The organism is Azonexus sp. GW821-FHT04F04 (assembly GCF_059420025.1).
The window spans coordinates 472,285-489,454 of record NZ_JBWKSX010000001.1; the positions used below are offsets into that span (position 1 = coordinate 472,285).

Here is a 17,170-nt window from a genome sequence, read left to right on the forward strand (position 1 = left end):
TCGACCGGGATTTCTGGCTAAAAATGGGAATTGTGCGAGCCACGGTTTACAGCGTCGGCAGGCGGGCGATCAGTTTTTGCATGGCCTGGCCGCGATGCGACAGCTTGTTCTTGATCGCGCCATCCAGTTCGGCCGCCGTCTGGCAATGCGTCGGGACGTAGAACAGCGGGTCGTAGCCGAAGCCGTCGGCACCGCGCTGGGCTTCGAGGATGGTGCCGTGCCACTCGCCTTCGGCGATGATTGGCTGCGGGTCGTCAGCCGAGCGGACGAGGACCAGCACGCAGGCGAAATGGGCGCGACGGTCATCTTGGCCGGCGAGGTCGGCGAGCAATTTTTCGTTGTTGCGGGCATCCGATTTCGGCTCGCCGGCATAGCGGGCCGAATAGACGCCGGGGGCGCCGCCGAGGGCGGCAACGCACAGGCCGGAATCGTCGGCCAGCGCAGGCAGGCCGGAGGCCTGGGCGGCATGGCGGGCCTTGGCCAGCGCGTTCTCGACGAAAGTGCAATGCGGCTCCTCGGCCTCCGGAATGCCGAGCTGGCCTTGCGGAATGATTTCGAAGCCGAGCGGCGCCAGCAGCGCGTTGAGCTCCTTCATCTTCTTGGCGTTGTTCGAGGCGAGGACGAGCTTTTTCATGGCGGAACTCACGCAGCCAGGGCGCTTTGCTGGGCCGCAGTCAGCTGGCGGATGCCCATCGTCGCGAGATCGACGAGGACGCTCATCTGCTCGCGAGTGAACGGTTCGCCTTCGGCCGTGCCCTGAATTTCGACGATGCCGCCGTTGCCGGTCATCACAACATTCATGTCGGTGTCGCAGTCGGAGTCTTCCGGGTAGTCAAGGTCGAGGACCGGGGCGCCCTTGTAGATGCCGACCGAAATGGCGGCGACGTGGTCGCGCACCGGATTGGCCGGCAGCTTGCCGGCCTTGACCAGCCCTTCGCAGGCTTCGTAAAGGGCGACCCAGGCGCCGGTGATCGAGGCGCAGCGGGTGCCGCCGTCGGCCTGCAGGACGTCGCAATCGAGCGTGATCTGGCGTTCGCCGAGGGCCTTGAGGTCGGTTACGGCGCGCAGGCTACGGCCGATCAGACGCTGGATTTCCTGCGTCCGGCCGGTCTGCTTGCCCTTTGCCGCTTCGCGCGACGAGCGGGTGTGCGTGGCGCGCGGCAGCATGCCGTACTCGGCCGTCACCCAGCCCTGACCCTTGCCGCGCAGAAACGGCGGCAGGTTTTCTTCGACGCTGGCCGTGCATAGCACGCGGGTGTCGCCCATTTCGATGAGCACCGAGCCTTCGGCATGGCGCGTGAAATTGCGAGTGATTTTTATGGTGCGGAGCTGGTCCGGCTGACGTTGGCTGGGGCGCATGCGTGTCCTTATTTTTTTGGCGTGTTGGGGTTGTATTTGTCGATGGCGGAGCGGATTTCGTCGATCGCCTTTTCGATTTCGTCGTCGCTCAGATCGCTCTTGTAGGCGGGGTTGCGGCCGAACTCGTCGAGGTGGGTGCTGACTTCGTCCTGGGTCATTGTCTGGGTCGAAATGGCGCTGCTCGCCGTTTCGACGTAGGCGTCTTCCCAGCGCACGGCGACGACGGACAGGTTGTCGCCGTGGGCGCCGCCCTTGAGTTCGGCCTGGTTGAGCAGCATCGGTACGGCCTGCAGCAGATTGGCGCCCTTCAGGGCGACCGCCATCATCTCGCCGGGCATTTCGCCCCACAGGCCGTCGGTAGCGAGCAGGACGACGTCGCCATGGTCAAGCGGTGTCTTGCGCGAGAACTCGATTTCCGGCGGATGCGGGCTGCCCAGGCAGCTGTAGATCTTGTTGCGGTCCGGATGAAACACGGCCTGCGCTTCGGTGATCATGCCTTCTTCGACGAGCAGCCGAATGCGCGAATGATCCTTGGTCTGGGTGACGACCTTGCCATCGCGGATCAGATACAGCCGCGAGTCGCCGGCATGCGCCCAGTAGGCGACATTGTCCTGGATGATGCAGGCGACGCAGGTCGTGCGCGGCGTGTCCTTCAGGCGGTGGCGGGCGGTGTAATCAAGAATCGCATGGTGGGCGTTGGTCATGCCCTTTTGCAGGAAGCGGAAGGGGTCGCCGAGCACCGGGCGCGCCTCGCGCTGGAAAGCGTCGGCCAGCGTCTGAACGGCGATCTGGGCGGCGACTTCACCGTAGTGATGGCCGCCCATGCCGTCGGCGACGACCATCAGCAGCGCATCGCGCGAGTAGCAATAGGTCGTCCGGTCCTCGTTGTTGGCCCGGCCGCCCTGACGGCTTTCCTGATAGATGGTGAATCTCATTGCATCGGCTTCCTGAGTTTATCGACGAAGCGGCCAATCCAGCTCGGTGACGGCTTCGGGCGGGGTGGGGTGACGGTCTCGACGAGCGCCTTTTGCAGGGCAAAAACGCTTTGTGGACGGTAAAGATGGTTGAGGTTGAGGCACCAGTCGATGATTTCTAGCAGGCGGTCGGAAAACTGGCCGTCCCAGCGCATCATGGCCGGCGCCAGGGTGTCCTTCTTCATGCGCGAATCGGCGGCTTGCGGCGCGCTGCCGGCCAGGCAGGCGTACATCGAGGCGCCGACGCTGTAAATGTCGCTCCACGGTCCGAGATCCTTGCGCGAACCGTAATGCTCGGGCGAGGCAAAGCCCGGGGTGTACATCGGTTTGAGGATGGGCTGGTCAGTGATCAGCGTCTGGCGGGCGGCGCCGAAGTCGATGAGGACCGGCGTATTGTCGCCGCGCAGGTAAATGTTCGAGGGCTTGAGGTCGAGGTGTAGCAGCTTGTTCGAGTGCACTTCGCGCAGGCCATTGAGCATGCGGGTAAACACGCCGCGCATGAAACGCTCGGAAATATGGCCCTGATGTTTCTGGATGAACTCCTGCAACGTCCGGCCGTGCTCGTACTCCATGACCATGTAAACCGTATCGTTGGCGCGAAAAAAATTCAAAACGCGAATCACGTTGGGGTGCGAGAGGCGGGCCAGGGCACGGCCTTCCTCGAAAAAGCACTTCATGCCATAGCGGAAGGCACCCAGATGCTCGGCGGAAATGACCGGGTTGATTTCACCGCGCGTGCGCAGGGCAAGGCTGTTCGGCAGGTATTCCTTGATGGCAACCTGCCGGCCGGCCGTGTCGGTCGCCAGATAGACAATGGAAAAGCCGCCAAGCGAAAGTTGGCGGTCTATTGTGTACTCTTCCAGCAGGTGACCGTTGGGTAACGGCTGATTGGCTTGTTGCGCCATGGAGCTCGCGGTTATGATGCAATTTCAGGCATTTTCGGGCGTGTTGTCCGGACTGTAAAGCAAGGGATTCCCGATAATGATTTGTAGTATGACCGGTTATGCCGTTAAAACACGTGATTTAGAGCACGGAACGCTGCAACTCGAGCTAAAAAGCGTTAATTCACGCTATCTCGATTTCCATTTCCGGGTGGCCGAAGATCTTCGCGCGCTGGAAATTCCGCTGCGCGAACTGCTCGCCGCGCGGATCAATCGCGGCAAGGTCGAGTGCCGTCTCTCCTTCAATGCGGCGGCGGCCAAGGCCGATCAGCTCAAAATCAACGGCGAGTTGCTGGCCACGCTGAAGTCGCTGAACGAACGCGTACGCGGCGAAATGCCCGAGGCGACGCCGCTGTCAGTTAACGAAACCCTGCGCTGGCCCGGCATGTTCGGCGAACAGAATGTTGACTTCGCCGCCCTGAGCCCCGAAGTCATGGCTCTGGCGCGCGACGCGCTGGTCGATTTCACGGCAACCCGCGGCCGCGAAGGCGACAAGCTGGCTGAAACCATCATCGACCGCGTCAACGCCATGCGCGACATCGTCCGCCGCGTCGCACCCCGTATCCCCGAGGCGCAGGCCATCTACACCGAAAAGCTGCGCCAGCGTCTGACCGAGGCGCTGGGCGGTGCCAGCGACGACCGCGTCCTCCAGGAGGTTGCCGTCTTCGCGACACGCATCGATGTGGCCGAAGAGCTTGCGCGTTTGACCACCCACCTCGATGAAGTCGAGCGCGTGCTCAAGCAGGGCGGCGCCTGTGGCAAGCGCCTCGATTTCCTGATGCAGGAACTCAACCGCGAAGCCAATACGCTCGGTTCGAAATCGGCGATCACCGAGGTGTCGCAGGCGTCGATGGAACTCAAACTGCTCATCGAGCAAATGCGCGAGCAGATCCAGAATTTGGAGTGAAGGATCAACTCGTCTCACACGGAGTTTCAATCAACCTAAAACCCCCTGGAAATGGGGGTTTTTCATTTTTTGTGGTTGCATGTCATCTCACAAGAGCGCACCATTTGTGTGTACCGAAGTGTGTATTTTTTACAAATTCACCATTTAGAAATTAGTACACGCACCCAATGGAAAAGCTTACAGACGAACTCATTGCCGAATGGATCAAAAGCGACCAGCGATTTGAAATGCGCGGCGATGGTGGTGGCTTGTACCTAGGCTTCAGACCCGATCAAAAGCATCCTGTTTGGCTATTCAGGTTTCGCCAATTTGGCGAGCAGCACAAACTTACGCTGGGCAACTACCCTGCCATCTCACTCGAAGCCGCACGGGAACTGGCTCGTAGTTATCGGAAACTGATCGATAGCGATGAGAACGTGATTGCAGCGGTCGGAAACAAACGACGTAAAGATAGCGATCACGAGTTAGCAAGAACTTTTTCTGCTCTGCTCAGAGAAGCTAGCTTACATGGTGCAAAGCGCATGACAGTAACGATCGAATTTGACGGAGAGGAATCATGGGCAAGTTAACGGACATACAAATACGTGCCTGGATCAGAAGCGGTGAGCGTTTTGAAGGTCGATCCGACGGCGATGGCCTCTATCTAAGCTTTCCCGCCAGCGCCGGTTCCCCTGTATGGAAGTTTCGATATCGCTTTGCCGGCAAGCAACGCATTATGAACATGGGGAGCTTTGCCTCGTTGTCATTGGCTAAAGCTCGCGAAACAGCACGGGAACTCTCTGCAAAAGTTGCCCTTGGGCATGATGTCGCTGGCGAAAAGCAGGAGAGAAAACGCGAGGCTATTGAGAAGATTGAGGCAGAGAAAGCTGCTTGGACGGTTAATCAACTATGCGATCAGTTTTATGAGCGGGTTATTTTGCCCAAGTGGAAGCATGCGGACATTGTTCGTCGCCGCATTGAGAATGATATCAAGCCAAAGCTTGGCAAGATGAAAGCCGAAGATGTTAAGCCTCGCGATATTGACGACATGCTCCAGGCTATCGTTAAACGTGGCGCACCAACTGTCGCAAACGATGTGTTGCGTTGGACAAAGCGAATTTTCAACTTCGCCATTAAGCGGCACATTGTTGAGAACAACCCTGCCAGTGCATTTGACCCTTCCGATGCCGGCGGGAAAGAAGAAAGCCGTGAGCGTTGGCTAACGAGCGAAGAAATTATTAAGGTTTTCGCTGCCATGCGCGATATGTTGGGATGCTTCTCAATCGAGAATATGTATGCAATTCGGTTGCTGTTGTTGCTTGCTGTCCGAAAGGAAGAGCTTGTCGCTGCCCCTTGGGCAGAGTTCGACTTGGATAAGGCGATTTGGCACTTGCCTGAGGAAAGAACCAAGACAAGCGCCGCGATCGACATTCCTTTACCGCCGATGGCTGTAGAAACGCTCAAAGAGTTGCATCGATTGGCCAGTGGCAGCAAATATGTATTTCCTGCTCGAAAGATGCAGCACCGCATGATCCCGCATATTGATTTGAACACCCTGAATGCAGCGCTGGCCAAACATATTCGTCCTAAGCTGAAGGACGTCGAAAATTTCACAATTCACGACTTCCGGCGTACAGCACGAACGCATTTGGCTGCGTTAGGCGTCGATCCATTCGTCGCAGAGCGCTGTCTCAATCACAAAATCAAAGGGGTGGAAGGAATCTACAACCGCCATGATTATTTTGATGAGCGCAAGGATGCTCTTTGCAAATGGGCGCAGGTGCTTTCGGCTCTGGAGCAAGGCAAAACCGATTACAACGTAGTTCCCATGAAGAAAAAGGCTGCTGTGGCCTAACGATGTGACAGCGAATCCTTGCCAATCGCTCGGGAAGGCATGTCAGCTAAATAGGTGGCGGGCTTCCAAATTTAATCGCTGCAACAAGCATTGGGAGTGTCGGGGATAGAATGCAGGTATCAAACGGGAGGGGATCGTGGAAGATGTCTATCTAAATACGGGCAAAATTATTGTCCGTGCTCGCTACCTCGAATCTCAGCTTAAAGCTGAAACAGGTAGCAAAGCATGCGGAATACACGATGTTGTATCCGGAATGGCGGATAGCGAAGGTATCGCTACCTCGATAGTCAAGAAGCTGCGGTTTGTTGCGTCAGTACGTAACAATGCAGCACATGACGTCAAATTTGATATCACACCTGAAAATATGAGCGCTTTTAATGCTGCATGCGATGAAATCGAAGCTTACTTTGCTTGGAAAGGGCACGACGAAGATAGGGATACTGTTGTGACCTATGATTCTTTCGCGGGGGTATTTGACCAAATGCATCGCGAATTAGAGGAAGCTCTGGCCCGAAGTAGTGCTAATAATGAGCCTGTCAAAGAGAATAAAACGTTCGTACCCGAATCATCTGTGAAGAAAAATGCCCGCAAGGCGATGCATTTTGGCCTTGAGTTGGCGACCCTGTTCTTTAAGTCACCGTACCGCTAACTCCGGGGGATTTCGTTGTTGATTTTGAAATCGTGGAAAAAATAGGAGGGTAATATTTGCCAGGTGATAAGCGGATTTGCTCAGGCTGTATTACGGATCCATTCCTTCAGGAAACAATAGATCAAAGCCAAGACACTGATCAATCGTGTGACTACTGCGGTGGTGATCGGCCAACGATCGATATGTTTTCCGTGGCCGAGATGTGCGACAGGGTAATTGAGAACTTTTATGAGGTATCAAGCCAATCTGAAGCTGTGATCCACCATGGATGGCCTGCTGATGGCGATGACCTTCGTGATGTCTTGGATTCGCTGCTCGATCTGCCAACAGATGCCGGAGATGATCTTGCTGACCTTCTTCTCGGAATATGGTTCGACTACAGCTGCCACGAACACAGATACGGAGAAGATCCTTCGTTCATTAAAAAATCCAGCCTTGCCCGGACCTTGAGCCATGCCTGGCAGCAAATGGAGGAAAGCCTTCGCCATGAAGCCCGCTTTCTAAATCCCAAAGCTGCCAACCTTCTCGAGGATGTGTTTGGCTCAATACTTAACGATAGAACGTATCAGGGCACCAGTGTAGTGGAGGAATTGGGCACAGGAAGCGCATACGACATTTTGTATCGAGCTCGTGTTTTCCAGACCCTCGATACCTTGGAGAGCGCATTTGAGCACCCCGAGCGTCACTTTGGACCTCCGCCGCCAGGAAAAGGAACGGCTGGTCGAATGAACGCCAAGGGTGTGCCGGTATTCTACGGGGCCACAAAGCCTGAAATCGCTATTTCAGAGGTCCGACCACCGGTTGGCAGCCACGTAGTTGTTGCTCAATTCAAGATTGTTCGCACGCTCAAGGTATTGGATCTTCGGCAGTTAGGTACGGTCCGCCTCAAACCTGAGTCAAGTCTGTTCGATCCAGAAACCATCAAGCAGGCAACCAGAAGGGATTTTCTTCGAGACCTTACCCGTCAAATCGTTACACCGGTTGTGCCAGAACTCGAAGATCATCGGTATGTGGTGACCCAGGCAATTGCTGATTTCCTGTCTACGCATCCGAAGCTCAATCTTGACGGTATTATTTTTCCATCTGCTCAGCTTTCTGATGTAACGGATCAACCCGGAAGCAACGTGATTCTGTTTAACAAAGCATCACGAGTTCTCTATTCTGATGAGCGCTATGGGAAGCGGACTTGCGTTTCCTTGTATGAATATGACGAGGATTCGCCGGATGGCAGACTAGAACCTTCCATTACTACAAAAGAGAACCTTATAGAAAAAGACGCAGATGTTTGGGATTGGGGTGTTTCTGAGCGTTACCAACCGGCCCTGCAACTTGATTTAGATGCAATCTCAATCGTTGAGGTTGAAGGTGTGAATTACAACGTTAGCTCATATGAAGTCGGCCACACAGTTGATAAAACGAAAAAAGGTGAACCGGAGAATGAGCCGGATTTCTAGTTGGCCATGCGTACCGCTTTAGGTAAGCTGATACACCCAACTGCTCGATCTTTACCGATAACGCTCATCACTGAAGAAAGTCTATCTTCGGGGACTCGCATGCGAGCAGTGACCAGTGCGTTATAGATAGCCTCAGCTTGTGCGTTACACCCAATGGCATTGAGAATTAGATTGTCCAGCAGAAGATCAACTGTTGAGAGCAGCCGAAGTATTGGAAAGCGCTCGCCACAAATTCTTCGTGCTTTCCTTTCGTCGATTACAGCGATGCCGCCTACTGCGATGGCGTACGCAATCGTGGCGGCTTCTCCGTCATCTAAAGTACTGGACGCGTTGCCATCAACTAGTGCCTCATAAACGTCCAGGCAGTTTTCAGTCAAGGCCACTGGAGATACTAGGCTTCTGCCGACCAGTTCTTGCAGTAGCTTGGCATCGAGATGGCCGTTTCGAGTACCGCCTTCCAGCTCATCAATTGCATTGTTTGTGACGACCACCATACTAGGCAGCGCGGATATGATTTCGGCCGCTCGATTGGTGGCATTGAGATTGATTGCCACACTTGCATCGATAACCAAAATGGTCTGGTGATCAGTGAGAAAGCTTGACGAGATCATTTGCCTCGCTCTCCTCCATTTCGACGCCATCTAGTAGTTCTCGTATCTCGTGGCGGTCAAGCTGGAGGAGTCTTGCAAGTTGCCCCTCACTGAAAATTTCCTGTTTCCATGCCTCTCGCGCGAGCAAAGAAAGACGCTGCGGAACTAGCTGAAATGCATCTGCAGCATATTGGTTACGATCAGGCAGTGATCCGAGTACTTGTTGTGCCTGTTCATCAGTGATTCCACCATTCGCCGAAAACCAGTCCCAGGTTCCTGCCTTAGCGAGCTTTAGTTCCTCCAGCCGTCGGACCATTGCTTCTCTTGAAATGCCAAACGTGTAAGCGAGCAGAATAACATGGCGGCGCGTTAGGTGAGTTTGGCCTGCGGTGATCTCAGCAAAGCGCTGTCGAATTTCGCGCGCAGGAGAGAGAAAGCACCGCTGGAAAGCATTTGCATATCGTTCCTCTCGGGAGGCGAATAGCTCGTGTTCGGTGTATATCTCTGGAGTCCTGCGAGCAGAAATAAAGTGCCCAAGTTCGTGTGCGGCAGTTTGTTTTAGGCGGGATGGCGGGTGATTCGCATTCAGCAAGATGCTCCCGCCAGTAGCATCATCAAATGCAAACAAGCCTGAAATGCGAGCATCGAGCGGCCGGATATAGACACGAAGCCCCAATTGGAGGCTAAGTATCGAAATAATATCGACGACGGGGCCTGGCCCAAGTCCGAGCCAGTCGCGCAGTTCTTGCGCGTCTTGTTCGGCCTGAGAATAAACATCCCCTGGCAAAATTGGCCTTTCTGGTGGGTAGTTGGACTGCCGAATTACACCGAGGACATTTTCAAGTTCGACCTCTGCCTGAACCAAATTATTCAATAAGCGAGCAGCACCTTCGACCGCTGCATCGGTATGCGGCGCTAGCTTCCTGAAGCGAGGGACCATATCTACATGTATGGCCTCGCGTCGCAGAATTGCATTGGCAGACGTGTTGTAGAGCTTGGTTAGCTTTTGTAGTTCATCTATCCGAATTTTTCTTTTGCCTTGTTCGAGCGCGACAATCGTAGTGCGTGCTACACCAATTGCATCAGCAGCAGCGGCCTGAGTCTGTTTCGTAGCCTCGCGCGCAATGCGAAGTCGTTCGCCGATTTCGGTATCAGTCAGTTTGTTGTTACTCTCAGTCATGATCTCGTTCGTACCCACTTCTTAATGAATGAGTGCGCTCCTAGGGAGTCCACGTAGTGTTTCCATTCCGTAGCGTGGCGTTCAAGCAGGGCCGCGAGCTTAGCCGAGGCCTCATCTCCTGTCAGCCCAAGTGCCGAAGAAAATAGCCTTGCGTGACGTTGAACAACTGGTCTTGCCATAAGACCGTCCATATCCGCTAAGTGATCAAGGTGAAGCACACCAGCAATCGCATACTGCTCATAGGCTGGGTTTATTTTGGTAAAGCCAGGGACCACAGCTTCTCTGAGCGTTGGGGCACTCAGGTTTTCACAGATGTAGTTTTCGGGATCGTCTTCTAGACCGGCTGCGTGGATACTCAAGCGCCGTAGCATGCAGGCAGCACAAATCCCACATTGTCGACGATGACCACCAATAGAGCTCCACTGGCTACTACGCCAGCATGATTTGGTACTTCTCCAGTCAGCGCTACCTGCAATGGTCACAAATTCCCGTAGCGTTTCTCCTTTGGTGGACCAGAGACGAGGAAAGACGTATTTAATAGACTGTCCAAATAAGGCAGTTACGAATAGTTCCATCCGCTTAGTAAAAAGAGGGTGGTTACGATAGTCAGGGTATGCGTGCCCAACTGATATCAAAGCTGGTCCTATAGCACCTTGGCCGCTTTCTGGAATCACGATCTCATCGGCACCACTTAGGTACGCAGCAATACCGCTAATCATCGAGAACTTAAATCCGCGATTACGTGCGCTGGTTTCTTTGTCTTTGCAAGGAATCTGGATTTGGTACGGAACAGCGGCAAATGCTTGGCGCTTGCGCTGACTTTTGGGTAGGTCTGCCCCTACTCGTACGCGTATGAGTTCTTGACCTATTTTGTCACCGACAATAGCTCCGACAGCCAGCGAGTCCATCCCGTCGCTATACGCCAAGATAGTGGAGGCCTTGAAATCGAAATCCAGATGATTTTGCTTGGGAGCAGGGGCTTCTGAGTTTCGTTTTTTGAATGAAATTTGCCATTGGTCACCAGTCAGGAAGCCGATAGCTTCATGGAGTGCACCAAATATCGCGGACGAGTCCCAGTGGTTTGGATCGTGAACGGGAATACGAAGAGAAATATTGCGGCGCCAACCATGACTGGGACGCTTGACGATTCGGTCTCCGAATTCAATTGCTGCAGCCACAACCATCGCATCGAAAACCAAAGGGCTCCACCTTGAAAACGAGTAAGACTCCAGGCCTTCCGTTGAAAAATGAAATATTTCCTCCAGAGCAAAGGCCAAATAGCCAGAACGTGGCCGCTGCCCATCTAGGAGAAAATCGATTTTTCGCTCAGGGATGTACATGTTGGATTTGTTGTTCATAGCGGAGGGCCGGCGTCGATACCGAGATTGCGTGGCAAGCTCTTTATCGTGCTCTGTCTTGCACTACCCGCAAGCATTTCGCCTGCAATATTTTCAAAGTTGCACTGCTGAAAGGCCGCGCCGAGGCGATTACGTACAAAATTTGCATCTTTGCTGCCAGCTTCGCGGAGGTAGTGTTCCTCAATGCTGCGACTGGCATTAAAGGAATAGCCCGCGAGTGCATCCCTAAGCACAATGATGCTAGCAGGCTTCCCCGTTATTCCTGCGTTCAGCGTGTCTATCGCACAGTCAATAAGGGTGTTACCGGCAGATGAGCCTCTACAGGATCCTCGAAGGTCTTCTAGCCTATCGATTTGGGTGTCACTGAAGAAGCTCGCCTGACCCTTGCCGTCGAGAATTTGACAAATTTCCGCCAACGGCGCCTCAAGGAATTCTTTCTTCAGAGCGTGAGCAAATGCCTCTCCTACCTCGTTAACGGGGTAGGCCTCCTTTGCGGCACGTTCTGCTAGGGTCTTCCAGTGTTTTCGTAACGGTAAGCTTCTATGAGGTCCATCGCTCATGATCACCCTCCAATGTCAGATACTTTCTTATTTTTATCTGACAATGTCAACTTCGAATTAGTGCAACAAACCGGGAGTGCGTTTCAGGTATCCATTCGGAAATGGTTTCGTGTTTTAACTTGCATGGAAGTACTGCTTCGTTAGGGATCACAGATATTTTTGGTCATATATCACCTCATTGAGAAGGTGATCGTCTGCCGCAAAACATGACAGATCGGCCATATCCAAGCATTTGGCTGCGCAGCACCTCACTCCTAATCCCGTTCAAATCAGCGAATGCCAGCGATGGTGTTCGCTGGTTTCGTTCGTCCTTTCCTTCACGAGGAGTCAGACAATGAACATTCAATGCCCAAACTGTCGCTCTGCGCGTATCACAACCCGAAATCGCGCCAAAAAGGCTGGTGGCGTCATCGGCACAGTCGGTGGTGCAGCGAGCGGTGCTGTAGGCGCACTTTCCGGTAGTGAGATAGGCATGACCGTCGGCATCGTTGCCGGTCCGCCCGGTATGGTCGTCGGCAGTTTTCTGGGTGCCGTTATCGGTGCCATGCTGGGCGGCACAACCGGTGCTCTGGCCGGTGCCAAATTAGGCGAGGTCGTTGATGACCGCATTCTCGACAACTATCTCTGTCTAGCTTGCCGCTATACCTTCAGCAGCCTACCTGCTGAGGCACCACGTATTTAACCTGCAGCACTGTCAGCAAATCATCCCACCTGACTGGTGGACGTCTGTCTCGTTCTGAGCAGACCAGACTCTCCGTTACTCGCAGTATTCCACTCCTTCGTTGTACTGACCGCCGCTGTTTGTTCCCAGCGGCACTGTCGCGTCCGCATTTTATTGAAAGGAATCACCATGGCACACCTCGTTCAACAAATGGCCTATGTCGGCGCCGAACCCTGGCACGGTCTCGGCAATCATCTTCCCGCAAAACAACCCATCGAAGTCTGGCAAAAAGAAGCCGGCATGGACTGGCAGATCAAGGAAAGTCCGGTCCGCTTCATGGCAGACAGCATTGGCAGTCTGGGCAGCATTAATTCGTTCGAGGACCAAAAGGTGCTCTATCGCTCTGATACCAAGGAAGCCCTGTCCGTGGTGTCTCAGCGCTATCAAGTGGTCCAGCCCCGCGAAGTCCTGGAGTTCTACCGTGATCTGACTGACATCTCCGGCTATGAGCTAGAGACGGCCGGTGTGCTCAAAGGAGGCAAGAAGTTTTGGGCCTTGGCCAAGACCGGTCAATCGACAGCCCTCAAGGGTAACGACCAAGTTAGGGGTTATCTCTTGTTGGCCACGTCGTGTGACGGAAGTTTGGCGACGGTGGCCACCCCGACCACTGTTCGCGTCGTCTGCAACAACACGCTGACCATCGCGGTGAATGGTGCTAGTCAGGCGATCAAGGTGCCGCACAGCACTCGCTTCGATCCGCAAGCAGTTAAGCAGCAGCTCGGCATTTCCGTTTCTCAGTTTGATGGATTTATGTATCGCATGCGCACCCTGGCAGAACGCAAGGTGAAGAGTCATGAAGCGATGAACTACTTCCTGCGCGTGATGTGTGATGTCCAGCCCGGTGCCATCGATCCAGCGGGTCTCGCCAACGAACGCGCCTTGAAACGCGTCCAGGCACTCTACGACGGCCAAGGAAAAGGCGCAGATCTCGATGCCGCCAAGGGAACTGCGTGGGGGTTACTCAACGCCGTGACGGAATATGTGGATCACGAACGTCGTGCCCGCAGCACCGAGTACCGAATCGATTCCGCGTGGTTTGGGCAAGGCGCTGTCATCAAACAGCGAGCCCTCGATACCGCTCTGCAGCTCGTCGCCTAACTCACCGTTTCCGCATTCATCCATCGCAAACGCCCAGTTCAGCTTTTGGCTGACTGGGCATTTTGCATTTCTGGAAGGAGTACAACCATGCAACCACAAGCCGTACCTAATGCCAGTCCGATCAAGAATCGTCCAGCACTCAAGCTGGTCAAAACCAAGGAATTGCCACGGGAAGACTGGCTGGCCGTTCGCAAGCAGGGGATAGGTAGTTCGGATGCTGCTACTGCCATTGGTCTCAACCCCTATCAATCGCCTCTCGAACTGTGGCTCATTAAAACGGGTCGTGATGGTGGATTGCCCAAGGCAGATCCGCACGATGAAGAGAGCCCCCTATATTGGGGAAATATCCTTGAGCCCATCGTCGCCGCCCATTACACCAAGCGCACTGGCAATCGGGTACGGCGCATCAACGCGGTGTTGCAGCATCCTGATCCCGGCCTGCCTTGGATGCTGGCCAACATCGACCGTGAGGTCACGGGTGCGCCAGATGTCCAGATTCTCGAATGCAAAACCGCCGGCATCAATGGCGCTCGCCTCTGGAAGGAAGGCGTACCCGAGTATGTGCAGCTCCAAGTTCATCACCAGTTGGCAGTCACCGGCAAGCAGGCTGCCGATGTCGCGGTGCTATTGGGTGGACAGCATCTGGAGATCCATCGGATCGAGCGTGACGAAGCCCTGATCTCTCGTCTCATTGAGCTCGAACGGCAGTTCTGGCATTTCGTTGAAACCGATACGCCACCACCGGCCGATGGCTCCGATTCGGCCGATATCGCTTTGCGTTGTCTCTATCCAGAAGACAAGGGCCAAACCTTGGACTTCAAGGAGGAACGCAATCTGTCAGCCTGCTTTGCCGATCTGGTAGCTGTGCGTCAGGCGATTGCCGAACAGGAAAAGCTCGAAGCCCAGCTCAAGCAAACCTTGCAACAAGCCATGGGAGAGGCCAGTCGGGCTGATTTCGAAACTGGCAGCGTGACCTGGAAGAAGTCAAAGGACAGCGTGGTCATGGATATGTCTAGCTTGCTCAAGGATCAACCTGATCTGCAACAACGCTATGCCGCGACCAAGCCTGGTAGCCGGCGCTTTCTCATCGTTTGAATTTCAACCCACACGTTGCTCATGCCGACCTTGGTCAGCGTGAGCAATCGGCAATTTTTACAGGAGCCACAAATTATGCTGAAGGGACTTGCTATCACTCCGCCCGTACTGGGTCGGATTTCCATCGGTAAGGTCGTCGAAAAAGCCGGCAAGCGCCTGCCGGAGAAGGACGACCAATTCACAATCACCTCACAGGTGCAAAACAAGGATGGCTGGTTGGTTCATCCGCTTGATGAAGGGCTGCGCAAGGAGCAGGGCGGCAAGATACGGAGCATTCCGATTCGGCTGCTGTTCAACGATCCCGATCTCAATTTTCGGGCCGAGTACAGTTACTTCGACAGAAATACCGGCAGGCCACTGTGCGTTGGAAATGGGGAAAGCTGCAAACGGCAGAGCGAAGATGGGATCAAAAGCCTGCCTTGTCCGTCACCGGATGGTTGCGCACTAGCCAAGGGCGGAAATTGCAAACCCTATGGCCGCTTGAATGTTGCGCTGGCCGACGATGATCCACTGGGAAGTTTTGTTTTTCGGACGACTGGCTTCAACAGCATCCGTACGCTGGCGGCGCGACTGCAGTACTTCCAGGCCATTTCGGGTGATCGGCTGTCCTGCCTGCCGCTGGAGCTGAGGTTGCGCGGCAAATCAACGCGGCAGAGCCACGGAACTCCAATCTACTACGTGGACATCACCGTGCGTAGTGGCCTGTCTGTCGAGGATGCATTGACGGAGGCAAAGCAATTGGACGAGGCTAGGCAGATGGCAGGATTCAACCAAGTAGCGTTGGATGAAGTGGCCCGTCTCGGTCTAGGGAATGGCGCTTTCGAGGAGAGCGAGGAAGATAGCGGCGCGGTCGTGGAAGAGTTTTTCCCGGCCAATTCAGTCACCGAAAACCATGTTTTATCTTCGGATGTGGCAGAAAACTCAGTCGGTCAGCACGAGTCTTCACTTCTTGAAAAGCTTGAAAGAGCAGGCCAACGAGGGAAGTCAGCTTGACCTTTCTGCCTTAAATGGGCGAATTGAATGTCCCTGCTTTCGCCCGGTACTGATCCAGAAAAGCGCTGATTTCCAAGGACAGGATGTCAGCGATCTGGACAAACTCGGTGACGTCCAATCGACGATCACCAGACTCGTATTTCGATACGTAGCTTTGTGGCTTGCCGAGCTTGGTCGCAACTTGCACTTGCGTCATTCCAGCATCTTCACGAGCTTGCGTGAGCAATTCTCGAAAGATCGTGTATTGACGGGAGTGGAGCGACTTAACCATGACGTCACGGTAATGCTCGCTTGAGAAATATCCCGATATGGGATATTTTGCAAAAATGCAAACGTGCTCATGCCAATCCCCTAGTTATCTGCAATTTGTCGTTCTTTGTGCCCTCAATGCTTGTCAGAAATGGGCCCTTGAATTTCAGAAAGGTATGTCATGTTCAACCAATCCCCGCTTGAAACACTGGCCTCGTTCGCTATCACCTTTGTTGCTGGCGCTATTTCCGTGCTCGCTGTGTCGGCCTACGGGAAATGGATGAAGCATCAGGTGTAGCTGGCTGCTACTACCCCAATTTCGGCGGTATCGAGAAGCAACGAAGCAGTGAGTTGCTAATCCCCGTTCATTGAAAGGAATGATTTTGAAAAAGTTATTTTGCATAACCGCTGCCGCCTCGATACTCGCGGGCTGTGGTGGGCCCAATCTGAATTGTGACGATGCTGAATTCAAGGACCAGGTTGTCGATCATTACAACCGTACGGTTTTGGAGAGCATCAAGAAAAGCTTGGTTTCAAGTGCAGAAGGGGTTCTCGAAAACCCTGTCGATGCCGTGAACAAGGATGTCTTTGGAAAAATCGCAGGCATTCGGTTGTCCGACGTACGTCAGCTCTCTCAGAGTAGCGAAAGCAAAGAAGCTATCTGCTCTGCGAATTACACGGTGACTGTCGATGGCCAGGAATTCAAAAATACGATCAGATACAGATTGGAGTATCTGCTTGATTCGAAGAAGACCTCGGTTCATGTGTTCAATGACGATACCGGGAACGTGTCGCTCACTATTGGCAAGGCGATTGTTAAATACGCCGACGCATTTCGGTCGGCGAATACAGAAATTCGCATGCAGCGTGAAACGAAGCGTATTGACGACTTCAGCGCGATCGAGAGCCTCTATGTCAGCGCCAAAGAGTCGGCGGAGAAGCCGTATGAACAATGCCTTGATAAAGTAGATGGTCTTGAGGCGAGAAGTCGATGCGAAACCAGTCTCGTCGAGAACAAGTACAAGATTTATCGCGATTTGATTGGCGCACTGCCCTCTAAGCTTGATCAATGCGTCAACATGCGAGCCTTCGCGTTGTATATGGAGAATGAAGGCAAATCCAGAAGTGATCAAAAGCCTTTGTTGTCCAGCGACATCAATCAATGGAAAGAGGAGTGCAAGCGGTCCTCCTGAGTGTGCTTTGATGCC

Annotated in this window: 19 protein-coding genes; 10 read left to right on the forward strand and 9 right to left on the reverse strand. The window is 53.9% G+C overall.

What is annotated here, in order from left to right:
* Positions 1-46: 46 nt before the first annotated feature.
* Genes rdgB through AC07TV_RS02305 form a run of 4 tightly spaced genes read right to left on the reverse strand, consistent with a single transcriptional unit; the run spans position 47 to position 3,238 of the window.
* Complete coding sequence (gene rdgB, locus AC07TV_RS02290) at positions 47-634, reverse strand: RdgB/HAM1 family non-canonical purine NTP pyrophosphatase (RefSeq protein WP_494646777.1); 588 nt, start codon at positions 632-634, stop codon at positions 47-49.
* 8 nt (positions 635-642) lie between these two features.
* Positions 643-1,359: a ribonuclease PH gene (gene rph / locus AC07TV_RS02295; protein ID WP_494646778.1), complete on the reverse strand. Its 717-nt coding sequence runs from the start codon at positions 1,357-1,359 to the stop codon at positions 643-645.
* Between the two features lie 8 nt (positions 1,360-1,367).
* On the reverse strand, positions 1,368-2,294 hold the full coding sequence (locus AC07TV_RS02300; RefSeq protein WP_494646779.1) for a PP2C family protein-serine/threonine phosphatase: 927 nt from the start codon (positions 2,292-2,294) through the stop codon (positions 1,368-1,370).
* Entirely contained in the window at positions 2,291-3,238 is a 948-nt protein-coding gene (locus AC07TV_RS02305; RefSeq protein ID WP_494646780.1) for a serine/threonine protein kinase, read from the reverse strand. Before AC07TV_RS02305 ends, AC07TV_RS02300 begins: the two co-directional genes overlap by 4 nt.
* Before the next feature lie 76 nt (positions 3,239-3,314).
* Here AC07TV_RS02305 and AC07TV_RS02310 point away from each other — a divergent pair, with 76 nt between their 5' ends.
* The 5 genes from AC07TV_RS02310 (at position 3,315) to AC07TV_RS02330 (ending at position 8,118) form a co-directional block, all read left to right on the forward strand.
* On the forward strand, positions 3,315-4,181 hold the full coding sequence (locus AC07TV_RS02310) for a YicC/YloC family endoribonuclease (protein WP_494646781.1): 867 nt from the start codon (positions 3,315-3,317) through the stop codon (positions 4,179-4,181).
* A 167-nt stretch (positions 4,182-4,348) separates the two neighbouring features.
* The gene (locus tag AC07TV_RS02315; RefSeq protein ID WP_494646782.1) at positions 4,349-4,750 is read left to right on the forward strand and encodes an Arm DNA-binding domain-containing protein; all 402 of its coding nucleotides are present in this window, start codon (positions 4,349-4,351) and stop codon (positions 4,748-4,750) included.
* On the forward strand, positions 4,738-6,015 hold the full coding sequence (locus AC07TV_RS02320) for a tyrosine-type recombinase/integrase (RefSeq protein WP_494646783.1): 1,278 nt from the start codon (positions 4,738-4,740) through the stop codon (positions 6,013-6,015). The genes AC07TV_RS02315 and AC07TV_RS02320 overlap by 13 nt, the downstream gene beginning before the upstream one ends.
* Before the next feature lie 136 nt (positions 6,016-6,151).
* Entirely contained in the window at positions 6,152-6,664 is a 513-nt protein-coding gene (locus tag AC07TV_RS02325) for a hypothetical protein (RefSeq protein WP_494646784.1), read from the forward strand.
* 56 nt (positions 6,665-6,720) lie between these two features.
* A complete protein-coding gene (locus AC07TV_RS02330; RefSeq protein ID WP_494646785.1) occupies positions 6,721-8,118 on the forward strand; it encodes an RES family NAD+ phosphorylase in 1,398 nt (465 codons plus the stop codon).
* Here the strand turns inward: AC07TV_RS02330 and AC07TV_RS02335 are convergent.
* From AC07TV_RS02335 to AC07TV_RS02350, 4 genes are read right to left on the reverse strand one after another with little or no spacing between them, the layout of a single operon-like run.
* Positions 8,115-8,729, reverse strand: a complete 615-nt coding sequence (locus tag AC07TV_RS02335) for a PIN domain-containing protein (RefSeq protein ID WP_494646786.1) — start codon at positions 8,727-8,729, stop codon at positions 8,115-8,117. The two genes, AC07TV_RS02330 and AC07TV_RS02335, sit on opposite strands and share 4 nt — an antisense overlap.
* Positions 8,704-9,888, reverse strand: a complete 1,185-nt coding sequence (locus AC07TV_RS02340; protein ID WP_494646787.1) for an ImmA/IrrE family metallo-endopeptidase — start codon at positions 9,886-9,888, stop codon at positions 8,704-8,706. Before AC07TV_RS02340 ends, AC07TV_RS02335 begins: the two co-directional genes overlap by 26 nt.
* Positions 9,885-11,246 carry a 7-cyano-7-deazaguanine synthase gene (locus AC07TV_RS02345; protein ID WP_494646788.1) on the reverse strand — a complete coding sequence of 454 codons (1,362 nt, stop codon included), beginning with the start codon at positions 11,244-11,246 and terminating at the stop codon, positions 9,885-9,887. The genes AC07TV_RS02340 and AC07TV_RS02345 overlap by 4 nt, the downstream gene beginning before the upstream one ends.
* Positions 11,243-11,806 carry a hypothetical protein gene (locus AC07TV_RS02350; protein ID WP_494646789.1) on the reverse strand — a complete coding sequence of 188 codons (564 nt, stop codon included), beginning with the start codon at positions 11,804-11,806 and terminating at the stop codon, positions 11,243-11,245. The genes AC07TV_RS02345 and AC07TV_RS02350 overlap by 4 nt, the downstream gene beginning before the upstream one ends.
* A 334-nt stretch (positions 11,807-12,140) precedes the next feature.
* Between AC07TV_RS02350 and AC07TV_RS02355 the strand changes: the two genes are divergently transcribed.
* From AC07TV_RS02355 to AC07TV_RS02370, 4 genes are all read left to right on the forward strand, one after another.
* Positions 12,141-12,488: a hypothetical protein gene (locus AC07TV_RS02355; RefSeq protein ID WP_494646790.1), complete on the forward strand. Its 348-nt coding sequence runs from the start codon at positions 12,141-12,143 to the stop codon at positions 12,486-12,488.
* A gap of 168 nt (positions 12,489-12,656) precedes the next feature.
* On the forward strand, positions 12,657-13,625 hold the full coding sequence (locus AC07TV_RS02360; RefSeq protein WP_494646791.1) for a DUF932 domain-containing protein: 969 nt from the start codon (positions 12,657-12,659) through the stop codon (positions 13,623-13,625).
* An 87-nt stretch (positions 13,626-13,712) separates the two neighbouring features.
* Positions 13,713-14,720, forward strand: coding sequence for a YqaJ viral recombinase family nuclease (locus AC07TV_RS02365; RefSeq protein ID WP_494646792.1), 1,008 nt, complete (start codon positions 13,713-13,715; stop codon positions 14,718-14,720).
* Positions 14,721-14,795: 75 nt separating this feature from the next.
* On the forward strand, positions 14,796-15,713 hold the full coding sequence (locus AC07TV_RS02370; protein WP_494646793.1) for a recombination directionality factor: 918 nt from the start codon (positions 14,796-14,798) through the stop codon (positions 15,711-15,713).
* 10 nt (positions 15,714-15,723) lie between these two features.
* On the opposite strand, the gene AC07TV_RS02375 is transcribed toward AC07TV_RS02370, so the two are convergent.
* Positions 15,724-15,984: a helix-turn-helix domain-containing protein gene (locus AC07TV_RS02375; RefSeq protein WP_494646794.1), complete on the reverse strand. Its 261-nt coding sequence runs from the start codon at positions 15,982-15,984 to the stop codon at positions 15,724-15,726.
* A 361-nt stretch (positions 15,985-16,345) separates the two neighbouring features.
* Between AC07TV_RS02375 and AC07TV_RS02380 the strand changes: the two genes are divergently transcribed.
* Complete coding sequence (locus tag AC07TV_RS02380) at positions 16,346-17,155, forward strand: hypothetical protein (RefSeq protein ID WP_494646795.1); 810 nt, start codon at positions 16,346-16,348, stop codon at positions 17,153-17,155.
* Positions 17,156-17,170 lie beyond the last annotated feature (15 nt).